Genomic DNA, 19,882 nt, shown 5'->3' on the forward strand with positions numbered 1-19,882 from the left:
CGGCATCCTCGAGCGCGAGCGCCTTCATCCAAAGGTCGTGCAGCTTGCCGTCGGGCACGCGCTTGGAGCCGTAGCCGGCGAGCCACACAGCTTTTTCAGGAGTGATGACGGATTTTGCGACGCCCGCCTGCCAACCGGGCGCGGCGGCTGCGACCAACGGGAGAAAGCCCAGCAACCCGGTGAGGGCGAGGAAACCCGCGCGCCGCAAATGAAGTGTTCGCATGGCTGGGGTCGCGCGACGTGGCTTACTTCCTCGCCTTCACCGACTCCACCTTGAGCAGCGAGTAAGGGTAAATCGTCGTCGCGTAGATCGTCCCGTCGCGGGTGACTATCATGCCCATGATGACGTGCAACGGCGTGAGCGTGCCGTCCGGCAGCGTGTGGTAGCCGTGGCGCGGACGCAACGAGCCGTCGAGGTTCTTCTCCTGTTTGCCCTTGAAGTCGAAGAATCCCGGATTCGACACGGTGAACACGCCGAGGTCCTGCATCGAGTTCTTCGACGTCTTCGGGTCGTGGCGGACGATGTGGTGCAGGTAACCGGTGCCGAAGCCCGTCTTGTTGTCCACACGCACGGCGGAGTAGACGCGTCCGTCCGGTCCGAGCGCAATCGAGCCGCGGGAATCGGGATGCACGCCCGCAATGCGGTCGCCGAGGCTGGTTGCGACGACGGGCTTGCCCTCCTTGCCGGACAGGTCCACGCGAAACATGCGCAGGTCGTTGAGCAATTGGAGATACGCCGTCTTGCCGTCAGGCGTGATGCGCCAGTCGGGATGCACGCACTTGGGGCCGACCACTTCAGCAAAGGGCCTGCCGCCGACGAGCAGCGGGTCCACGGAGACCTTGTCGGTCTTCGGATTGAAGCGCGCGACCTGATAATCCCTCGTGATCGCCGTGCCGCGCCCCTGTGAATCGATGAGCGTGTTCGGTTGGTCGCGCAGAATCGGCCCAAGCTCGCGGAACTTCTTCGTCTTCGTCTCGTAAAGGAACCAGTGCTGCTCCTCGCAGGTGATCACGTAGATGAGCCCGCGCGCCTCGTCGGCGGTCACGTCGATCACGCCCTCGCCCTCCTTCGCGCCGGCGGGCTTGCTCTCGATGGGCATCGGCATGCCGAGATTCTCGGACGTGTCCGTCGCCGGGTCATACACGAGCACGTAGCCGCCGCGATAGGTCGGGATTTTTTCGCCGCGCTTGAGCGCCGCGTTCTCCTCGGCGGTCGGATAACCCTGCTTCGTTCCGACGTAGATCTTTCCCGACGGCCCGACGAAGTTGCGCGTGTGCAGCTTGGACTGCGCGGCGTAGCCCGTGGGTTCGAGCGGCAGGCCGACGAGTTTGTGGGCATCGAGCACGATGCGCATCTTCTCCGTCACGGGGTCGAACTCGACGAGATACGCGTTGCGCCCGTAGGCCGCGGTGCCGATGTAAATCTTCCCGTTGCGCCCCTCGCACAGCGAGAAGTAGCCCGACTCCTCCGTGGTCGTCTGCGGCGGGATGTGATAGGCCTTCGACGGCACGTAAGCAAACGGCGCCGCGGCCGCGCGCGCGGGCCAAGCCGCGAGAAGTTGCAGGGCGAGCGCAAAGAGCGGGATGCGGTTCATGGGGCGGCGTGGTTTCAACGGCTTGTTGGACGCGAAGCCTGGCGGCGGCATTCCATCTCACGTCGCGCCGCGCGCTCACGACTAGGGTGTCTCCTCGCGCGACCACGCGCGGAGCATCGACTCGACCTCTGCCAGCGACCCGAACGGCACGCGCATGCGGTAGCTGTATTCGCCGGGAGCAAGGCCCGCCGCATTGCGCACGCGGAACACGCAGTTCCATTTCACCACGCGCTCGCGGGCGAAGCGCCAGCGTCCATAGCGCGCGGGCGCGGTGTCGGCTTGCGGCTGCGGCGGGGCGTAGATGCCCATCGCGTGACTGCCGCTGGCGGTCGCGAGCACGACGAAGCGCAGGATTTCGCCCGGGCCATCGTCCAGCGGTTCAAGCCGCCCGGTCGCGGGGTTGAACTGCCAGAAACGCGCGAACCCGGCCGGCATGTAACCCGTGAGCGCCTCGAACTGCGCGTCGTTGTGACGCGCGCCCGCGGGGATGGTGAAAGTCACCCGATAGTCGAGGGCCTGCGGGAACCCGTCGATGCCGACTTTCACGGCTTTCGCGATGATGTAGTCGGAAAGCACTGCCGTGTTGCGCGCGAGCTGTCCCTCGGACCGCTCGCCGGGCGCGAGCCAGAACGCGGGCTGCACTCGCGTGCGGAGTTCGCCACCCTGGGTGGACAGTGCCAGCAACCGGCTTGTCGTCGTCGGTCCCGCGCCATCGCGTCGCGAGCCGGCCTCGGTGGGGTTGAACGTCTCCGCTCCGGCGTCGCGCGTGTTGTCGAAGGAGCACGCGGACTGCATCTGCCGCCCGTGGTCGAGCGAGTCGATGAACTCCCGGCCGCCCCACTTGAATGAATGAATCGCGCCGGCAAGCCGCGAGGTCGTGGTGAGGACGAGCTCAGACCGCCCGGCGCGCGTTCGTATCTCCGAATTCCCGTCGGGGGCGGCGCCTGCCTTCGCGTCCGTGCGGCGGACTTTCGCAAAGAACGCGCCGCAAAGGTCCCGTCCTTCGGCATCCTGGAACCACGCGTGCAACTGCGCGCGACCGGCCGGGAGCTGAATCGTAAAACGCGCCTCGGCGGCATCAGGCGCGGTCTTCGTTTCGCGCTGAAACCCGGCGATGCGAAGCTGCGCGGCGGCGATGGGCAGCGCCCTGCCGGGCGGGTCGACGTTGCCTGCCAGCGGCGCGACGAGATCGAAAGGCCAGCGGCGCAGCGTGATTTCGTAGGTGCCCGCGCGCCCGACGTTCACGTTCCACGGACCGCCGCGCGGGCCGCCGACGGCGTTGCGGATGTGCTGGGCGTTGTCGGCATAGACATCCTGCCAGTCGCTGCTCGCGAGTTCGACGGGATTCTCCGCGTCGGCCCCGAGCGTGATTGGAACAAAGTCGCGCAGCCCCGTCTCGACGCTGGTCCACCACGTTTCGTAACGCCGTCGCAGGTCGGCGGCGATGTCCGGGTGCGCGGACGCGAGGTCGCGTTCCTGGGCGCGGTCCGCCTGCACGTCATAAAGCTCGGTCCCGTGCACCAGCCGCCACTGGTTGCGCATGACGGCGCTGGCGAACTTCTGCGGACCGGAGTTGTTCGTCTGCCCGAAGCCGGGGCCGAATTGCACGACGAGCGTGCGGTCGGGCAGCGCGTTGGTCGCGCCGCGCAGCAGGCCGGCGAGGCTGAGCCCGTCGAATTCCGGCCCCGGCCCGCGCTTCACGCCGCAAAAGTCGAGCAGCGTCGGGAGAACGTCCTGCGCCTGCGTGAGCGCGGCCACCTCGCCGGGCGCGCGCAACCCGCCCGCGGGCCACCGCACAAAGCACGGCACGCGATGGCCCCCGTCGTAGTAAGTCACCTTCCCCGCGCGCAGTCCGGCGTTAAAGGTCCGCACCCCGGCGGTGCCGCCGTTGTCCGTGAGGAAGATCACAATCGTGTTCTCGCGGAGGCCCGAGTCGCGCAGGAAGGCCTCGAGCCGGCCCATGTTTTCGTCGATGTTGGCCATCATGCCGAAGAACCTGGCCGCGCCGCGGCCCTCGTAAGGCGCGCTGAACCGCTCGGGCACGATGTGCGGCGCGTGCGCCGCGTGAAGCGGCAGGTAGCAGAAGAACGGTTCGCGCGCCTCGCGCCTCGCGCGCATCCACGCCATCGCCTCGTCGAAGAGAGCATCCGTGATGTAGCCCTTGAAGCGCGAAGCCTCCGCGCCCCGGACGATGCGGCCGTCGGTGAGCGTGTTCGAAAACTCTGGCGCGCTCGTGAAGCCCCAGCCCTTCGTCCACACGGCGTGCTGAAAGCCCTTGTCCACCGGCCGGTGCGGATAGCTGTCGCCGAGGTGCCACTTCCCGAAGATGCCGGTCCGGTAGCCCGCGGCGGAGAACATCTGCGCCGCCGTCGGAAACTCGGGCCGCAGAAAGGTGCGCCCCGCGGTGACTGAAGTCACCCCCGTGCGCAGCCCGTGGCAGCCGGTGAGCAACTGCCCGCGCGTCGGCGAGCACATCGGCGCGACGTGAAAATCTGTGAGCCGGACGCTCTCGCCGTGGAGCCGGTCGATGTGTGGCGTCTTGAGAAACGGATGGCCGTGGCAGCCGAAGTCGCCGTAGCCCGCGTCGTCCACGAGCACGAGGAGGACGTTGGGTTTGGCCGGCGGTTCCGCGCCGTGGGTTCCAACCGCCCCGGACAGCGCGAGGAGAAGGCAGAGCGCGAGCCGCGTCATGGCTTGTGGGGCGCCTTGAGTTTGGCGAGGAGGTAGGCCTCGGCCGTCGGGTGCTTCACGTCGGGCGCGCCGGGATAGACGAGTTCGCACTCGACGCCGATGGACCTGCATTTTTCCTGAAGCTTCACGCCGTAGTTGGCCGTGTGGGTCGGGTCTTTCTGCTCCTGCCCGAGCGCGGGGCCGGAGGTGTAGATGAGATACACCGGCGGGTCATCCCTCGAGACGTGCTCGATGGGGGAGTATTTTTTGATCCACGGCAGCACGGCCTCGCGCGCGGCGAGGAATTCGGCGAACCGCGTGTCGCGCGACTTCAAGTCCTTTGGGTCCATGAATCCGAACGCGTGCCCGCCGTAGCGGCTGTTGGGCGTCCACTCCTTCAACTGCACCGGGTCGAGCGATGTCTGCGCGCCCGTCACCGCGGCGCACCACAGCCGCGTGGACTCGCGTGCGATCGGGTCGTTGCTCTTCGGGTCCGCCATGTCGGGATGGAACGCGAGGAACAAACTCGAGCACGCGCCCGCCGAGCCGCCGGCTGCGCCGATGCGCTGCTTGTCGATGTTCCACTCCGCGGCCTTGCTGCGGACGAATTGCAGCGCGCGGGCCGCGTCGCTCAACGGCCATTCGACCGGCGGCTTCACCTCGGCGAGCTGCGCCTGCCACGAGTAGCGGTAGTTGATGGAGACGACGGAGACTCCAGCGTCGAGCAGCTTCAACATCCCGCCCGCGCCCGCCTTGTCGCCCGCGACCCAGCCTCCGCCGTGGATGAAGAACAGCAGCGGTGCCGGCTTGTCGGACTCGGCCTTGTAAAAGTCGAGCACCTGCCGCTCGTGCTTGCCGTAGGCGACGTTGGCAAGCGTGGGCTTCGGTCCGGCGGGCGCGGCCTTCTTCGGCGCGACAGCCTTCGATTCCGCGGCGGGCTGCTTGTCCTGCGCCGGCGCGAAGGCAAGAGGTGTGGTCAGCGCGCAGAGCAGCGCGATGCGTGCGATGGGTATGTTCATGATCATCTTTGAGGGGGCGCGTTCGCCACGGATTCAAACTCACTTCGGCCGGACCGTCTCGCCGAAAAGCGGCACGCGACCGTCCACGCCAACGACCCACGGTGACGCGCCGATGGGCAGCGCGCCGATGCGGTTCTGATGGATGTATATCGTGTGGCTGCGGAGCTTTGGCCCGCACCCGGGTCCGTCGTCGTTGAAGTTGTCCACAAGGTTGTGGTGAAACTGCGGCGATTCAGCGGATTCTCTGGTCCGGCAATTCCTTCTTGATGCCTTCGTCGAGCGGCATCTTGTCGGTGGCTGCGGTGAGTCCGGTTTGCTTCATAAGCCGGGCGAGGTCGGCCTGAAGCTGTTTGACGACGGCGGCGTGTTTCGGGTTGGTGATGAGGTTCTGCCGTTCGCCGGGGTCGAACTCGACGTTGTAGAGCTCGGCCAGATGGCGGTCGGGCTTTCCGTCGCCGTGCGGGTAGTGGATGTATTTCCACGAGTCGGTGCGCACGCCACGGACGTTCGGCGTGTAAGGGAACTGCTTCTCGTAGTTGTAGTGGTAGAACCACGCCGTGCGCCACGAGGGGTCGCCGCGTTGGACGAGCTTGACGAAAGATTTGCCGTGGATGTCGCGCAACGCGGGCGTGCCGCAGACTTCGAGAATGCTCGGGGCGACGTCCACGGTGAGGACTTGTTGTTCGATGAGTTTGCCGGGACGGGTCGAAGTCGTGTTCGGCGCTCTGGTTGCGGCGGGGAAGCGCCAGACCATCGGGATGCGGATGCTGGCTTCGTGCATGGTGCGTTTGTCCACCATGCCGTGCTCGCCGTTGAGGAGGCCGTTGTCGCCCATGAAGACGATGAGCGTGTTGTCGAGTTCGCCCCGGCGCTGGAGTTCGGCGTAGAGGCGGCCGACGGAGTCGTCCACGGAGAGGATCGTGCCCCAATAGGCACGGGTCATCGCGGCGAAGTCCTTCACCGCCTCGGGCCGGTCGTCGGGGAAGGTTTTGCGCCACTCAAAGAGCGGACCGTAAATGCCATGCCACGTCGAGATGCGGTCCTTGAGCCACGCGGGCTTGTCGCCGAGGCTGAAGGCGCTCTCGGGATACGGAATCCAGACCTTGTCGAACGTGTTCGAGTATTTCGGCTCGGGGAAATAGAAACTGTGCGGCGCCTTGTGGCCGATCATGAGGCACCAGGGCTTGCCGCCGTGGTCGCGCGCGAGCCAGTCCATGGCAAAGTCCGTGACAACGTGCGTGTAGTAACCCTTGGGCGCCTCGCGGCGGAGGCCGTTGATGTTCCATTCGGTGTCGAAGTATTTGCCCTGGCCCTTGTGCGTGACGAACCAGTTGAAGCCCGGCCTCGGCGCGTCGTTCTCCTCGCCCATGTGCCACTTGCCGAAGTAGGCGGTGTCGTAGCCCGCCGCCTGCAACGTGCGCGGGAAGCTCGCCAGCCGTGCGGGATACTCGGTGAAGTTGTTCATCACGCCATGCGCGTGCGCGTAGAGCCCGCTGATGATGCTCGCGCGGCTTGGCGAGCAAAGGGACGTGGTGCAGAAAGTGTTCTTGAAGGCGACGCCTTCGCGCGCAAGCCGGTCAATGTGCGGCGTCTTGACGTGCGGATTGCCCGCGTAACCGAGCGCGTCCCAGCGGATGTCGTCGCAGAGGATGAAAAGGACATTCGGCCGCGGGGCGGCACGCGCGGACGTGGCGAGGCCGAGCAGAATCGCGAGGACGGCAAGCGTGCGTTGCATGGCAAGTTCATACCGCCTTGATTCCACGTTGGGAATCCCATTGATTCGACGCCGCCCGGACATTGTGTTGGCCGTGGAGGCTCGAGGAGGCCCCGGTTCAAGTCCGGGGCACGTTCCGCTCGAGAATAGTATTCCCGCGCCGCGGGTTTGTTGCGAAAGTCCCGGTCCGATTTCGATTGTGCACATCGCATCCGCCGAATTTGACCGCAGCGCGCCGGACTTGGGTTCATGTCCGGATGAATCGATGCCCGAGTTCGCCTTCATCGGCCGCTCAAACGTGGGCAAGTCGTCCCTGCTGAACATGCTCACCGGCCGGAAGGGGCTCGCCCGCGTGTCGGCGACGCCGGGGTTCACCAAGCTCATCAACGTCTTCACGATCAACCGCACGTGGCGGCTCGTGGACCTGCCCGGCTACGGCTACGCGCAGGTGGCGCGCAAGGACAAGGCCAGGTTCAACGCAGCGGTGAACGAATACCTCGAGAAACGGCGCAACCTGCGCGGGTTGTTCATGCTCATCGACTCGCGCCTGCCGCCGCAGCAGATCGACCTGGAATTCCTCGAATGGCTCGGGTGCATCTCCGCACCGATCGTCCTGGTGTTCACCAAGGCGGACGAGCTGTCGCCGACGAAGCTCCGGGAGAACATCGCCACGTTCACCGCGGAGGCGGCCAGATGGTTCGCCGAACTGCCGGACGTCATCGCGACGTCCGCCGTCACGTCGCAGGGGCGGCGTGAGTTGCTGGAAGCGATCGAGGCGGCGATCGCGCCACCCGCACCCGCGGCTCCCGCCAACACCGACCCGCGGGCGGACATTCGCGCGGATGCCGCACCCGCGCTTGTGTCGCCGGGTCTCCCCACCCGCAGGACCGCGGCTGCGAACGTCGTTCGCAAGCGGCCGGGTTCCTCACGCCCGTGGTGACGCCGCGCGCGAACTTCGCCCGCAATGAAACAGGGACTGGTGCTCGACAAAGTGGTGCTGCTCGGTCGGACGCTCGACGAATACCGCCGCTACTTCGCGCTCGACCTCGAATCCCTGCGCGGGCGGCGGGTGTTGGACGTGGCCTCGGGCGTGAGTTCGTTTTGCGCGGAAGCCCGCGCGGCCGGAATCCGGGCGACGGCGTTTGACGCGATCTACGAATGGCCCGCGGAGGCCATCGAGCGCCAGTGCGCGGCCGACCTCGAACACGTGGTCGAGGCCGTGCGCGACCTGCCGACCTACCGGTGGGATTTTTACCAGTCGCCCGAACGGCTGCGCGGATTCCGGGAGCGGGCTTGCAAAACGTTTCTCGCGGACTACCGGAACGGCGCGGCCGGCCACTATGTGGCCGGCCGCCTCCCGCGATTGCCTTTCGCGGACGGCGAATTCGAATTGACGCTCTCGTCGTATCTGCTGCTCGTCTACGAGGATCAGCTCGACTACGAGTTTCACAGGCGCTCGCTGCTTGAAATGATGCGGGTCACCCGCGGTGAAGCGCGGCTGTATCCGGTGGTGACCTTCGAGGCGCGACGGTCGGCGCACATCGACCGGTTGCGGGCGGACGCGGGATTGCAGCACCTCGGCTTCGAGGAAGTGCCCACGGACTTCGAGTTCCTCCGCAACTCCAACCTCTACCTGCGCGTATTCCACCGGTGAGGCGCGGGTGTTCACTTGTCTTCCCGGGGACTCTGCCTAGATTCTCCGCCTCGTGCTGACGCTTTCAGACATTCGCAAGTCGTATGCAGGCCGCGTGCTCTTCGCGGAAGCCGCGCTGCAAGTGAACCGCCAGGACCGCATCGGGCTCGTCGGTCCGAACGGCGCGGGCAAGTCCACGCTCTTCTCGATCATCCTCGGCGAGGAATCCGCGGACGAGGGAACGATCACCCGCGAGCGCAACGTCACGCTTGGCTACCTGCCGCAGGAGAGCGCGGCGGTGGGTGACGAAACCGTGATCGAGGTGGCGACCGCCCTCACGCCCGATTTCACAAAGCTCCGCCGCATCATCGCGGCTTGGGACGCCGGTCACCCCCTCGAAGCGCTGCATCCGGAGGAGATTCACGACGACGCGCACGACCGGTTCAACGAACTGGACGGCTATCGCGTCGAGGCCAGGGCCAAGCAGATGCTCGCCGGGCTGGGCTTCCGCGAGCGCGACTTCGAGCGGCCGGCAAGCGAATTGAGCGGCGGGTGGACGATGCGCGCCCACCTCGCGCGGTTGCTGGTGCAGCAACCGGACTTGCTCATGCTCGACGAGCCGACGAACCACCTCGACCTCGACGCGCTGCTGTGGTTCCAAAGTTACCTCCGCAATTACCCCGGCGCGATGATCATCATCTCGCACGACCGCGAGTTCTTGAACACGCTGGTCGGCAGCATCGTGGAAATCCGGCAGGGCCGGTTGCTGCGCTATCGCGGCAACTACGACGACTTCCTCGGCCAGCGCGCCGCGCACGAGGAGCAGCAGCTCGCGGCGTTCAAGAACCAGGAGCGCGAAATCGGCCGGTTGATGGAATTCGTCGTGCGCTTCCGCGCGAAGAACACCAAGGCCGCACAGGCGCAGGCCAAGCTCAAGCAGATCGCGCGCATGGAAAAAGTGGAGGCGCCCGTCAGCGATTCGCGCAAGGTGGACTTCAGCTTCCCGCAACCGCAGCGCAGCGGGCTCAAGGTCGTCACCCTCGCGGGCATCCACCACGCTTACGGATCAAACGTGGTCTACCGCAACATGGAATTTAAGGCCGAGCGCGGCCAACGCACCGTGCTGGTCGGCCCGAACGGCGCCGGGAAGTCCACGCTGCTCAAGATCCTCGCCGCCGTCGTCACGCCGCAGTCCGGCGCGCGGACGCTCGGCCACAACGTGAAGGCCGGATACTACTCGCAGAACCGCGTCGAAATGCTCGACACCGCGCGCACGGTGCTCGAAGAGGCGCTCGACACGCCGCAGCGCGTCACCGAACAGTTCGTCCGCACGCTGCTGGGCTGCTTCCTCTTCACCGGGGACGACGTGTTCAAGAAGGTCAGCGTGCTCAGCGGCGGCGAGAAGAGCCGCCTCGCGCTCGTGAAACTGCTCGTGGACCCGCCGAACCTGCTGCTCATGGACGAACCCACGACGCACCTCGACATGTCGAGCATCGACGCGCTCGTGTATGCGCTCGACCAGTTCGAGGGCACGCTCCTCTTCATCAGCCACGACGTTTACTTCATCCGCGCCCTCGCCAACCACGTCGTGCATGTGAACGCCGGCCGCCTGACCCACTATGCGGGCGACTACCAATACTACCTCGACAAGACGCAGGCCACGTCCGCGCGCGCCGCGCTGACCTCCGGCGCCGCCGGCCTGCCGCGGCACGTGACCGGTCCGGACGCAGGCGAAGTATCCGCACCGTCCGTTGGTTTGTCCGCGTCACGCAAGGAGCAAAAGCGCTTCGAAGCCGAGCAACGGGTCGCGCTCTCGCGCCGGCGGAAGGTGCAACAGGACACCGTCGCGCGGCTGGAGTCGGACATCGCACGGCTAGAAACCCAGCTCGCGGCCGCCACCGCCGAGTTGGAGAAGGCTGCGACCTACGAAATCCCCGGCCGAGCCGCGCAGCTCAACCGCGAACTGCTCGACGCGCAGGACCAACTCGCGCGCTTGAACCCCGAGTGGGAAGCCGAGGCGCAAAAGCTCCTCGCGATGGCGTGAAGGCACCGGCCGGCGGCTCAAAATTGGTCGGGGCGGAGAGATTTGAACTCTCGACCTCTTGCACCCCAAGCAAGCGCGCTAGCCAGGCTACGCTACGCCCCGACATCTCCCCGGAGGACGGGAAGCGCGTCGGATACTAGGTGCCCAAGACTTGAATACAACCGAAAACCTGAATACGGTTCGAATCATGGAATCCGCCCTCCGCCTGCCGCGCCGCCGCATTTCGGCATTGATCGCCGCGCTCTCCATTCTCGCGGGAGCAGTGTCAGCCTCGTCACCGCGCGCGCTGCCGGCGGGCGAACTGCCCAACGACTCACGCCTCGCAGCGCCGAAGGACTTGAACGGCTACTTCCCCTTCACCCCGCCGAAGGCTAGGGACGCATGGGCGGCGCGAGCCGCGGTCGTCCGCCGGCAGATTCTCGTTTCACAGGGTCTTTGGCCGATGCCGACGAAGACGCCGCTCAACGCCGTCATCCATGGCCGGATCGAGAAGGACGAATACACGGTGGAGAAGGTTTACTTTGAGAGCGTGCCGGGCTTTTTCGTGACCGGGAATCTCTACCGGCCGAGGGGCAGAACGGGCACGGTCCCGGCGGTGCTCTTCGCGCACGGTCACTGGAAGGACGCCCGCCTCGCAGAGGAAACGGACGACCGGTTGCGCGCTGAGATCTCGACCGGACAGGAGCGATTCGTCGAGGGCGGCAAGAGTCGTTTCCAATCCATGTGCGTGCAACTCGCGCGCATGGGTTGCATCGTGTGGCAGTGGGACATGCTGAGCGACTCGGACTCGGTGCAGTTCTCGGCGCAAACCGTGCACCGTTTCGCGAAGCAGCGGCCGGAAATGAACACCCCGGAGAACTGGGGCCTCTACAGCCCGCAGGCGGAGGCGAATTTGCAGAGCATCATGGGCCTTCAGACGATGAACGCCGTCCGGTCGCTCGACTTCGTGCTCGGCCTGCCCGAAGTGGACGCCACGCGCATCGCCATCACGGGCGCGAGCGGCGGCGGCACGCAGACCATGCTGCTCTCGGCCGTTGACCCGCGCGTGACGCTCTCGTTTCCGGCGGTGATGGTCAGCACCGCCATGCAGGGCGGTTGCACGTGCGAGAATGCCGGGCTGCTCCGCGTGAACACCGGCAACATCGAGTTTGCCGCGCTCTTCGCGCCCAAGCCCCAGGGCATGACCACCGCGAACGACTGGACGAAAGAAATGTTCACGAAGGGCTTCCCCGAGCTCAAGGAACTCTACACGACGCTCGGCGCGCCGAACAACGTCATGCTGCATCGCGGCGAGCACTTCCCGCACAACTACAACGCCGTCGCACGCTCCGCGTTCTTCACGTGGCTCAACCAGCACTTCAAGCTCGGAGCGAAAGCCCCCGTCATCGAGCGCGATTACGAGCGCCTGTCGCGAGCTCAACTCACCGTGTGGGACGCGCAGCACCCGGCCCCCAAGGCCGACGACGCGGACTTCGAGCGCAAACTCTTGCGCTGGCTGAAGGAGGACGCCGACAAGCAGGTGAACACCGCCGCCGCGTCGATGGAGGGTTTTCGCAGCGTGGCCGGGAGCGGCGTCGAAGCGGTCATCGGACGGACCTTCGCGACGGCCGGCGAAGTCGAGTGGTTGCTCAAGGACAAGGCCGACCGCGGCGCCCACATCGAAATGACGGGCCTGCTGCGGAACAAGACGCACGGAGAGGAACTGCCGGTCGCATGGCTGTATCCGAAACAGTGGAACGGCCGCGCCGTCATCTGGCTCGACGAATCGGGAAAGGCCGCGCTCTTCAACGCCGACGGCTCCATCCGCGCCGAGGTCAAACGACTCGTCGACGCCGGAACGACCGTGCTCGGAGCCGACTTGCTGTTTCAGGGCGAGTTCCTCAAGGACGGCCAACGCATAAAGCAGACCCGCACCGTCGCGAACCCGCGTGAGTTCGCGGGCTACACACAGGGTTACAACCATACGTTGTTCGCGCAGCGCACGCACGACGTGCTGACGATGGTGAAGTATCTCCGCACCTACGAAGGCAACGCCCAGCATGCGAAGCCGACCACGGTGGACGTCGCGGGTTTCGGCGCCACGGGACCCGTGGTGGCGGCGGCGCGCGCCGTGGCTCGCGATTCGATTGACCGCGCCGCCGTCGAAACCGCGGGTTTCCGATTCGCCAAGCTCCTCGACTATCGCGACCCGGCGTTTCTTCCCGGCGGCGCCAGATACGGCGACGTGCCCGGCTTGCTCGCCTTGAACGCGCCGCGCGCATTGTGGATTGGAGGCGAGGCGGCACCCGCGCTAGCCGCAAAACTCTACCAGTCCGCAAACGCAGCGACTGCGCTGACTTCGTCCGCAAGTGGCGACCGCGCCGCGGCCGCGACCTGGCTCTTGTCCAACCGCTGATGGTCCGCGCGGCGCAAACGACACATGGCCCGAAGCCGCCACAGCGCGATGGATCAGTTGCTCCCCGCCCTCGTCGTGTTGGGCTTGTTCGGAGTTGCGGGAGTTTCCCGCGCGCAGTCAAGCCCGCCCGCGACACTGCACGGCAAGAGCCCGGCCTGGCCGTTCGGCGCCATTGTCAGGCCAGTCGTCCCCCGCTCATCCCCCGCGGCCGAGAACCCCATTGACGCCTTTCTCGCCGCCCGGTGGCGGCAGGACTCGCTTCGTCCAGCCGGCACCGCAACCCCGCGCGAACTGGCTCGCCGGCTGCACTTCATCCTCACGGGGCTTCCGCCCGCGCCCGGAGACCTGGAGGCGTTCGTGAAGGAGTGCTCGACCGCCGGCTCTCCCGCTCTCCCGCTTTCGAACGGCGTCGCCGGCGGGAAACTAGGGAAGCGGGAGAGCGGGCGCGCCGCCATCGAACGCCTCGTGGACCGCCTGCTCGCCTCGCCGCACTTCGGCGAGCGCTTCGCGCGGCACTGGATGGATGTCGTCCGCTACGCCGACACGCACGGCACCGAGCACGACGCATGGCTGCCGCACGCGTGGCGCTACCGCGACTGGCTCATCCGCGCCTTCAACAGCGACCTGCCTTACGACCAGTTTGTTCGCGAGCACCTCGCGGGCGACCTGTTGGAGAATCCGCGCTGGAGTCGCGACTTCGCACAGAACGAGTCGCTGCTTGCCACGGCGTGGTGGCGCCTCGTCGAGTTCAACCAAACCCCCGTGGATGTGAAGGGCGAGGAAGTCATCGTGGTGGACAACCAGATCGACGCGCTCAGCAAGGCGTTCCTCGGGCTTACCGTCTCCTGCGCGCGATGCCACGACCACAAGTTCGATCCCATCTCACAACGCGATTTTCACGGCCTTTACAGCATCCTCGCCAGCACGCGCACGTCGATGCGCGTGCTCGACCCGCCGGAAAAGTTGCACGCCGCGGATGCCGGACTCGCGACACTGAAGTCCGAAGCCCGCTCCGCGCTCGCCGCGACATGGAAGAAGCAGGTCGACCTCTGGCCGTCCGCGATCGCAAGCGCCCTCGCCGCGCGTTCTTCCCCCACAGGGGAACCGAGTCGGGGTGATGACACTGAAGGAACGGCAAGTCAGCGCTGGCGCGCTGCATTCGCGGCCGTCGAGTCCAGCAAGTCCCCGCTCGCCCCGCTGCTGAGTGTCCTTCGCGATGAAGCGACGGGCATGGCCCGGCCCGGGCGTGATTTGAGCATTGCGCCGGCCGATGCCCCGCGCTCGGTCGTGTTCGCAGACTTCACGAACGGGTCCGATGGCGGCTGGTTCGCGACAGGCGGCTTCGCGCGGCCGGCAACAGCGGGCGACTTTGTCGTCGCCACGGCGGGATCGAACTTCCTCGCCGCCATCTATCCGTCCGGCAGGTTCTCACATCTGCTTTCAGACAAACACGCCGGCACGTTCCGCTCGCCAAACTTCATCGTCACCAACAAGTTCATCTCCGCGCTCGCCACGGGCGACAACAACGCGCGGCTCCGGCTCGTGATCGAGAACTTTCAGGGCGACTCGCTTCTCTTCACACAGGTCACTCCGAGGCTCACCAACCGTGCCGCGCTGCGCTGGGTCACGCTGCCCATCCGCGACAACTGGCCCGGACGCCGCGCCTACCTCGAACTCGTCCCGCGCGACGACATGCCCTACGTCGGCATTGTGAAAGACGCGGCGAAGCTTGCGCCCGATGGCCGCAGTGCCGCGGGCATTGCGAAGGTCGTCTTCCACGACAGCGCGCGGCCGCCCGAACCGCCCGCGTGGCCGCCCGAACTCGATGCCGCGCGGCGCAGCTTCTCCACGCCCGGCCCGGTCGGAGGAGAGCGTCGTGGTGAAACGGCGACGCCCTCGGGCAACACAAGGCCGACTTTTGCATCCGCCTTCACCGCCGCCGCTCGCCGGGCTGTCGAAGCGTGGCAAGCCGGCACGTGCGATGACGCGCAGGCGAATTTCCTCAACGGACTGCTTCACCTCGGGCTGCTCGAAAACAGCGCCGGCGCTTCCCTCACGCTGCGGGCACTCATGGCAGGCTATCGCGAACTTGAATCCAGCGTCCCCATCCCTGTGCGCGCCGTCGCCGTCTCGGACGAAGCGCCGGGATTCGACGAGCGCCTGTTCCCGCGCGGCAATCACCACCAACCCGCGGCTCCCGAGCCCCGCCACTTCCTCTCCGCGCTCGGCGCCGCGCCGTATCGCTCCGCGGGCAGCGGCCGCCGTGAACTGGCCGAGGATGTCGCCCGCAGCCCCCTCGCCGCGCGCGTGATGGTGAACCGCCTGTGGCATCACGTCTTCGGCGCGGGGCTCGTGCGCACGACGGACAACTTCGGCAAGCTCGGCGAACGGCCGAGCCATCCCGAGTTGCTCGAGTGGCTCGCCGCTGAATTTCTCGCGCGTGGCGGCTCGGTGAAGACGCTGCTCAAGCTGATGCTCACGAGCGAAGCCTTCGCGCTCAGTTGCGACGTGCCGCCCGGCGCGGCCGCGCGCGACCCGGACAACCGCCTGCTCTCGCACGCAAACCACCGGCGCCTTGATGCCGAGTCGTTGCGCGACGCACTCCTCGCCGCAAGCGGCCGGCTCGACCGCACGGTGTTCGGCCCCGGCGTGCCGGTCACGGTGCCGCCCGGCCAGCGCGACGACTACACACCCAACGACGGCCCGCTCGATGGGCTCGGCCGGCGCAGCCTGTATCTCGAAATGCGGCGGAACCACCCGTCGCCGTTCCTCGTCGCGTTCGACCAGCCGCGGCCCGCGTCGCCCGCGGGCCGGCGCGAGACGACGAACCTCCCGGCGCAGGCGCTGACGCTGCTCAACGACCCGTTCGTGGTGCAGCAAGCCTCGCTTTTCGCACAGCGCGCGCTCGCTCACACCGATGACGCGGTGTCACGCGCGGGAATGATCTACGCGACCGCGCTGGGCCGGCCTGCGACGGAAGATGAGTTGAAGCGGTCCGTTCAATTCATCGAGCGACAGACCGCCGCGCACAACGGCGACGGGGCGAAGGCCTGGCGCGACCTCGCGCACGCGGTGTTCAACCTGAAGGAGTTCCTGTGGTTGCGATGAATCCTCCCGCCGCACAATCACCAGCACCCCGCCGTGCGAGCATCCATTCGCGTCGCGCGATGCTGCAACGCGTGTCGACCGGATTCGGCTGGCTCGCATTCGCCGGACTGTTCGGGACTGCCGCCCGCGCGGGCGGTTCGATCATGCCGCAATCCGCTCTCCCCGCTCCACATTTCCGACCGCGCGCCAGGCGCGTGATCTTCCTGTTCATGGATGGCGGCCCGTCGCAGGTGGACACGTTCGATCCGAAGCCGCGCCTGCGCGCGGAGCACGGCAAGCCGTTCCCGCTGCGGATGGACGCGACGCAGTTCGACGTCATCGGCCGCACGCTCGCAAGCCACTGGGAATTCCAACCGCGCGGCCAGTCGGGCATCCCCGTGAGCGCGCTCTTCCCTCACCTCGCCACGTGCGCCGACGACCTGTGTGTGATCCGCTCGATGACAAGCCCGTTTCCCGAGCACGCCCAGGCTTGCTACTTCGTGCACACCGGCAGCGGCATGCAAGGCCGCCCGAGCATGGGCGCGTGGGCGAGCTATGGGCTCGGCGCGGAGGCGTCGAACCTGCCGGGCTTCGTCGTGCTCAACGGCGGCTCGATCCCGCTCGGCGGGCTCGCGAACTGGGGCAGCGGCTTCCTGCCCGCGCAACACGAGGCGACGCAGTTCAACCTCGTCAGCGGCCCGGTGATGGAAAGCCTCGCGGCGTCCGGCCCCGCCGCGGCGCGGGCCAACCAGCTCGGCTTCATCGCGGACCATGACCGCGAGTTCGCGACGCGGCTCGGCGCGCAGTCCGGCGCGGTCGAGTCGGCCATCCGGAACTACGAGCTCGCCGCCGCGATGCAAACCGCCGTGCCCGAAGCCGCCGACCTGCGCGGCGAGAGCGAGGCCACGTTGAAACTCTACGGCGTGGATTCGCCCGATCCGCTGAAGTCCCGCTATGCGCGCGAGTGCCTGCTCGCGCGCCGGCTCGTCGAGCGCGGCGTGCGGTTCATCGAGGTCGGCGCGGTGAGCGGCATCCGGTTCGTGTCGCCGTGGGACTCTCACGGGAACCTGAAGCGCGATCACGAGAAGAACGCCTTCGTCGTGGACCAGCCGATTGCCGCGCTGTTGAAGGACCTCAAGTCGCGCGGCCTGCTCGACGACACGCTGGTGCTGTGGTCCGGCGAGTTCGGGCGAACGCCGTTCGCGCAGGGCGGCGACGGGCGCGACCACAATCCGCAGGGGTTCACCGCGTGGCTCGCGGGCGGCGGCGTGCGCGGCGGCATGACTTACGGCGCAACCGATGAGTTTGGCTACCGGGCGGTCGAGAACATCGTCGAGATCCACGACTTGCACGCGACCATGCTGCACTTGCTCGGAGTTGACCACGAACGGCAGACGTTTCTCCACGGCGGCCGGTTCCACCGCCTCACGGATGTGCACGGACGGGTTGTGCGCGAGTTGCTTTCGTGACGAGTCGCGTCGGTTCAGGCCAGCAGTTCCTTCACGACCTTCCCATGCACGTCGGTCAGGCGGTGGTTGCAGCCCTGGAACTTGAACGTCAGCCGCGTGTGGTCAATGCCCGGGCAGTGCAGCAGCGTCGCGTGCAGGTCATGCACGTGCACCGGGTCGCGCGCAGTCCGTCGAGCTTCGGCTTGGGGTCGAACAAATCCAACTGCGACGGCGCGCCGGATTGGAAAAGGTAGATGACGCGCTTCGCCTTCGGCGCGAAGTGCGGCACGCCGGGCAGGCCGCCGGTGTCCGCCGCGAACAGCCGCTCGTTCAACAGCGACGCAAGCCCCAGCGCGCCGAGGCCGAGGCTGGTGCGATTGAGAAAGTGACGGCGGGCAAGCGCCGGTGGCCCATTGGGAGTGCGGTGGCAGAGCGCAGCGGCGGCACCGCTTTCTGGTGTCAGTGCGGCTCCCAAAGCGGCGTGGCGCTCCGCTTCCCGCCGCAGTCCAAAGGGGGCGGTGTCCGCGCCCAAGCCCGCTGATTGTTCGTGAGTCCTCACGGCCGCGTGATGGCTTCGTCGAGGTTCAGGATGAGGTTCGCCACGGCGGTGTAGGCGGCAAGCTCGGTAACAGGCAGCCACTCGTCGCGCGGTGCTTCTCCGGTGCTCACCAGCGCGCGAAGTCGAGGCGGTTCTTCGGTGCGCCGCCGGATTTCGCAGTGAGTGCAGCGGGAAACGCGGGCAGCACTTTCTCGCCCGGCTTGTCGTATTCGCCGCGCTTGAGGACGAACGTGTCGCGCGGCGTCGCCATTTCCTCCATCACCATCGTCGTCGGAACATTTTCAACGAGCGCGGCTCGCTTGCCTTGAAGCGAAATCAACTCGCGATGCGCGGCGCGGATTTGCTCCGACCCGTGTTGTTCGAGGAAGGCGAGGCGCAGCTTCGTCTGCTGCTGCGCGGTGCGCTGCGACGCGGCCTGTGAAGCCAGCACGGTCAGGCTCTCCACCGATGCAATCGCCGCTGCCTCCTCGTCGTTCAGTGTGCGGCCATACACGCGCACGTCGCCGATGAGCCCGTGGAAACGATTCGCCGGCGGATACTCATGTGGTGGCTCACCGTAGAGGATTCGCGCCATGAGGCAAGCGCACGGTGGCGCGGGTGCACGGCACTCGGCGCTCGACGCACCCGTGCCCTGTGGCTAGTTTTGGCCGGATGCCAGCCACCGTCACATTGCGCCGGCCCGCCTCGCCTCGCCGCCAAACAGCACCCGGATGGACCTCCCAATGACCTTTCAAACTTGTCCTGTTCTTGTCGGCGGCGAATGGCGCATCTTGAAAGGCGCCCCGGCCACGCCCATTTTCAATCCCTCCACCGGCGAAGTCATCGCCGAATGTCCCGTCGGCGACGCGCAGCTCGTGGACGAGGCGGTGCAGGCCGCGCAAGCCGCGTTCCCCGCGTGGCGCGACACGCCGCCAGTTGAGCGCGCGCGCGTGTTCTTCCGCTACCGCCAATTGCTCGAAGCCAACTTTGACCGCATCTGCGCGTGCGTTTCGCGCGAACATGGCAAGACGCTGGTTGAGGCTCGCGGCAGCATTTTCCGCGGACTGGAAAACGTGGAATACGCCTGCGGCATCCCGTCGCTGCTGATGGGCGACTCGCTGGAGAACATCGCGCGCGGCGTGGACTGCGAGACGACGCTTCAGCCGCTCGGCGTCTGCGCCGGCATCACGCCGTTCAACTTCCCCGCGATGGTGCCGCTGTGGATGTTCCCCGTCGCGCTCGCGTGCGGAAACACCTTCGTCCTCAAGCCGAGCGAGAAAGTGCCGCTGAGCGCCGTGCTCATCGTCGAGTTGCTCGAACAGGCCGGCCTGCCCAAGGGCGTGCTGAACATCGTCCACGGCGGGCGCGAAGTGGTGGACGCGCTGCTCACGCATCCCAAGGTGAAGGCCGTCTCCTTCGTCGGCTCCACGCCCATCGCGCGTTACATCTACGAAACCGGCACCAAGCACGGCAAGCGGGTCCAAGCCAACGGCGGCGCGAAAAATTACATCGTCGTCATGCCCGATGCCGATGTGCCCAAGACCGTGGAGGCGCTTTCGACTGCCGCGTTCGGCTGCGCGGGCGAACGCTGCATGGCCGGCTCCACCGCCATCACCGTCGGCGCTGCCGCCGATCGTTTGCTCCCGACGCTCGTGGACGCCGCCCGTGCCATCAAGGTCGGCCGCACCGACCGCCCCACGCCTCAGCCCGACATGGGCCCTGTCATCACCGCGCAACAT

At 66.9% G+C, this 19,882-nt stretch carries 14 protein-coding genes, 1 tRNA gene and 1 pseudogene; 7 read left to right on the forward strand and 9 right to left on the reverse strand.

What is annotated here, in order from left to right; genetic code table 11:
- The 5 genes from FJ386_12340 to FJ386_12360 all read right to left on the reverse strand — a co-directional run.
- A partial coding sequence (locus tag FJ386_12340) for a hypothetical protein (GenBank protein ID MBM3877491.1) occupies nucleotides 1–223 on the reverse strand: 223 nt, incomplete at its 3' end.
- 22 nt (nucleotides 224–245) lie between these two features.
- Nucleotides 246–1,595: a hypothetical protein gene (locus FJ386_12345; protein MBM3877492.1), complete on the reverse strand. Its 1,350-nt coding sequence runs from the start codon at nucleotides 1,593–1,595 to the stop codon at nucleotides 246–248.
- Nucleotides 1,596–1,676: 81 nt separating this feature from the next.
- On the reverse strand, nucleotides 1,677–4,397 hold the full coding sequence (locus FJ386_12350; GenBank protein ID MBM3877493.1) for an arylsulfatase: 2,721 nt from the start codon (nucleotides 4,395–4,397) through the stop codon (nucleotides 1,677–1,679).
- The gene (locus tag FJ386_12355) at nucleotides 4,283–5,290 is read right to left on the reverse strand and encodes an alpha/beta hydrolase (GenBank protein ID MBM3877494.1); all 1,008 of its coding nucleotides are present in this window, start codon (nucleotides 5,288–5,290) and stop codon (nucleotides 4,283–4,285) included. The genes FJ386_12350 and FJ386_12355 overlap by 115 nt, the downstream gene beginning before the upstream one ends.
- Before the next feature lie 226 nt (nucleotides 5,291–5,516).
- Nucleotides 5,517–7,019: a sulfatase gene (locus FJ386_12360; protein ID MBM3877495.1), complete on the reverse strand. Its 1,503-nt coding sequence runs from the start codon at nucleotides 7,017–7,019 to the stop codon at nucleotides 5,517–5,519.
- 178 nt (nucleotides 7,020–7,197) lie between these two features.
- Between FJ386_12360 and FJ386_12365 the strand changes: the two genes are divergently transcribed.
- The 3 genes from FJ386_12365 to FJ386_12375 are packed head-to-tail and all read left to right on the forward strand — an operon-like array spanning nucleotide 7,198 to nucleotide 10,675.
- On the forward strand, nucleotides 7,198–7,938 hold the full coding sequence (locus FJ386_12365) for a YihA family ribosome biogenesis GTP-binding protein (GenBank protein ID MBM3877496.1): 741 nt from the start codon (nucleotides 7,198–7,200) through the stop codon (nucleotides 7,936–7,938).
- Between the two features lie 24 nt (nucleotides 7,939–7,962).
- Nucleotides 7,963–8,652: a class I SAM-dependent methyltransferase gene (locus FJ386_12370; GenBank protein MBM3877497.1), complete on the forward strand. Its 690-nt coding sequence runs from the start codon at nucleotides 7,963–7,965 to the stop codon at nucleotides 8,650–8,652.
- A gap of 52 nt (nucleotides 8,653–8,704) precedes the next feature.
- Nucleotides 8,705–10,675, forward strand: coding sequence for an ABC-F family ATP-binding cassette domain-containing protein (locus FJ386_12375; GenBank protein ID MBM3877498.1), 1,971 nt, complete (start codon nucleotides 8,705–8,707; stop codon nucleotides 10,673–10,675).
- A gap of 24 nt (nucleotides 10,676–10,699) precedes the next feature.
- Here the strand turns inward: FJ386_12375 and FJ386_12380 are convergent.
- Nucleotides 10,700–10,777 (reverse strand) — tRNA-Pro (locus FJ386_12380).
- 85 nt (nucleotides 10,778–10,862) lie between these two features.
- Between FJ386_12380 and FJ386_12385 the strand changes: the two genes are divergently transcribed.
- Genes FJ386_12385 through FJ386_12395 form a run of 3 tightly spaced genes read left to right on the forward strand, consistent with a single transcriptional unit; the run spans nucleotide 10,863 to nucleotide 17,626 of the window.
- A complete protein-coding gene (locus FJ386_12385; GenBank protein MBM3877499.1) occupies nucleotides 10,863–13,070 on the forward strand; it encodes an acetylxylan esterase in 2,208 nt (735 codons plus the stop codon).
- A 24-nt stretch (nucleotides 13,071–13,094) separates the two neighbouring features.
- On the forward strand, nucleotides 13,095–16,178 hold the full coding sequence (locus FJ386_12390) for a DUF1553 domain-containing protein (GenBank protein ID MBM3877500.1): 3,084 nt from the start codon (nucleotides 13,095–13,097) through the stop codon (nucleotides 16,176–16,178).
- A 59-nt stretch (nucleotides 16,179–16,237) separates the two neighbouring features.
- The gene (locus FJ386_12395) at nucleotides 16,238–17,626 is read left to right on the forward strand and encodes a DUF1501 domain-containing protein (protein ID MBM3877501.1); all 1,389 of its coding nucleotides are present in this window, start codon (nucleotides 16,238–16,240) and stop codon (nucleotides 17,624–17,626) included.
- Nucleotides 17,627–17,640: 14 nt separating this feature from the next.
- On the opposite strand, the pseudogene FJ386_12400 reads toward FJ386_12395, so the two are convergent.
- The 3 genes and pseudogenes from FJ386_12400 to FJ386_12410 all read right to left on the reverse strand — a co-directional run bounded on the left by FJ386_12400 (nucleotide 17,641) and on the right by FJ386_12410 (nucleotide 18,738).
- A pseudogene (locus FJ386_12400) lies at nucleotides 17,641–17,787 on the reverse strand (DUF1501 domain-containing protein).
- On the reverse strand, nucleotides 17,715–18,068 hold the full coding sequence (locus FJ386_12405; protein MBM3877502.1) for a DUF1501 domain-containing protein: 354 nt from the start codon (nucleotides 18,066–18,068) through the stop codon (nucleotides 17,715–17,717). The pseudogene FJ386_12400 and the gene FJ386_12405 overlap by 73 nt, the downstream one beginning before the upstream one ends.
- A gap of 202 nt (nucleotides 18,069–18,270) precedes the next feature.
- Nucleotides 18,271–18,738 (reverse strand): LamG domain-containing protein, encoded by a 468-nt coding sequence (locus FJ386_12410; GenBank protein MBM3877503.1) that lies wholly within the window; start codon nucleotides 18,736–18,738, stop codon nucleotides 18,271–18,273.
- A gap of 148 nt (nucleotides 18,739–18,886) precedes the next feature.
- On the opposite strand from FJ386_12410, the gene FJ386_12415 reads away from it, so the two are divergent.
- On the forward strand, nucleotides 18,887–19,882 hold a 996-nt coding region (locus FJ386_12415), incomplete at its 3' end, for an aldehyde dehydrogenase family protein (GenBank protein MBM3877504.1).

This window comes from Verrucomicrobiota bacterium (assembly GCA_016871675.1).
In the GTDB taxonomy this organism is placed as follows: Bacteria; Verrucomicrobiota; Verrucomicrobiia; order Limisphaerales; family VHCN01; genus VHCN01.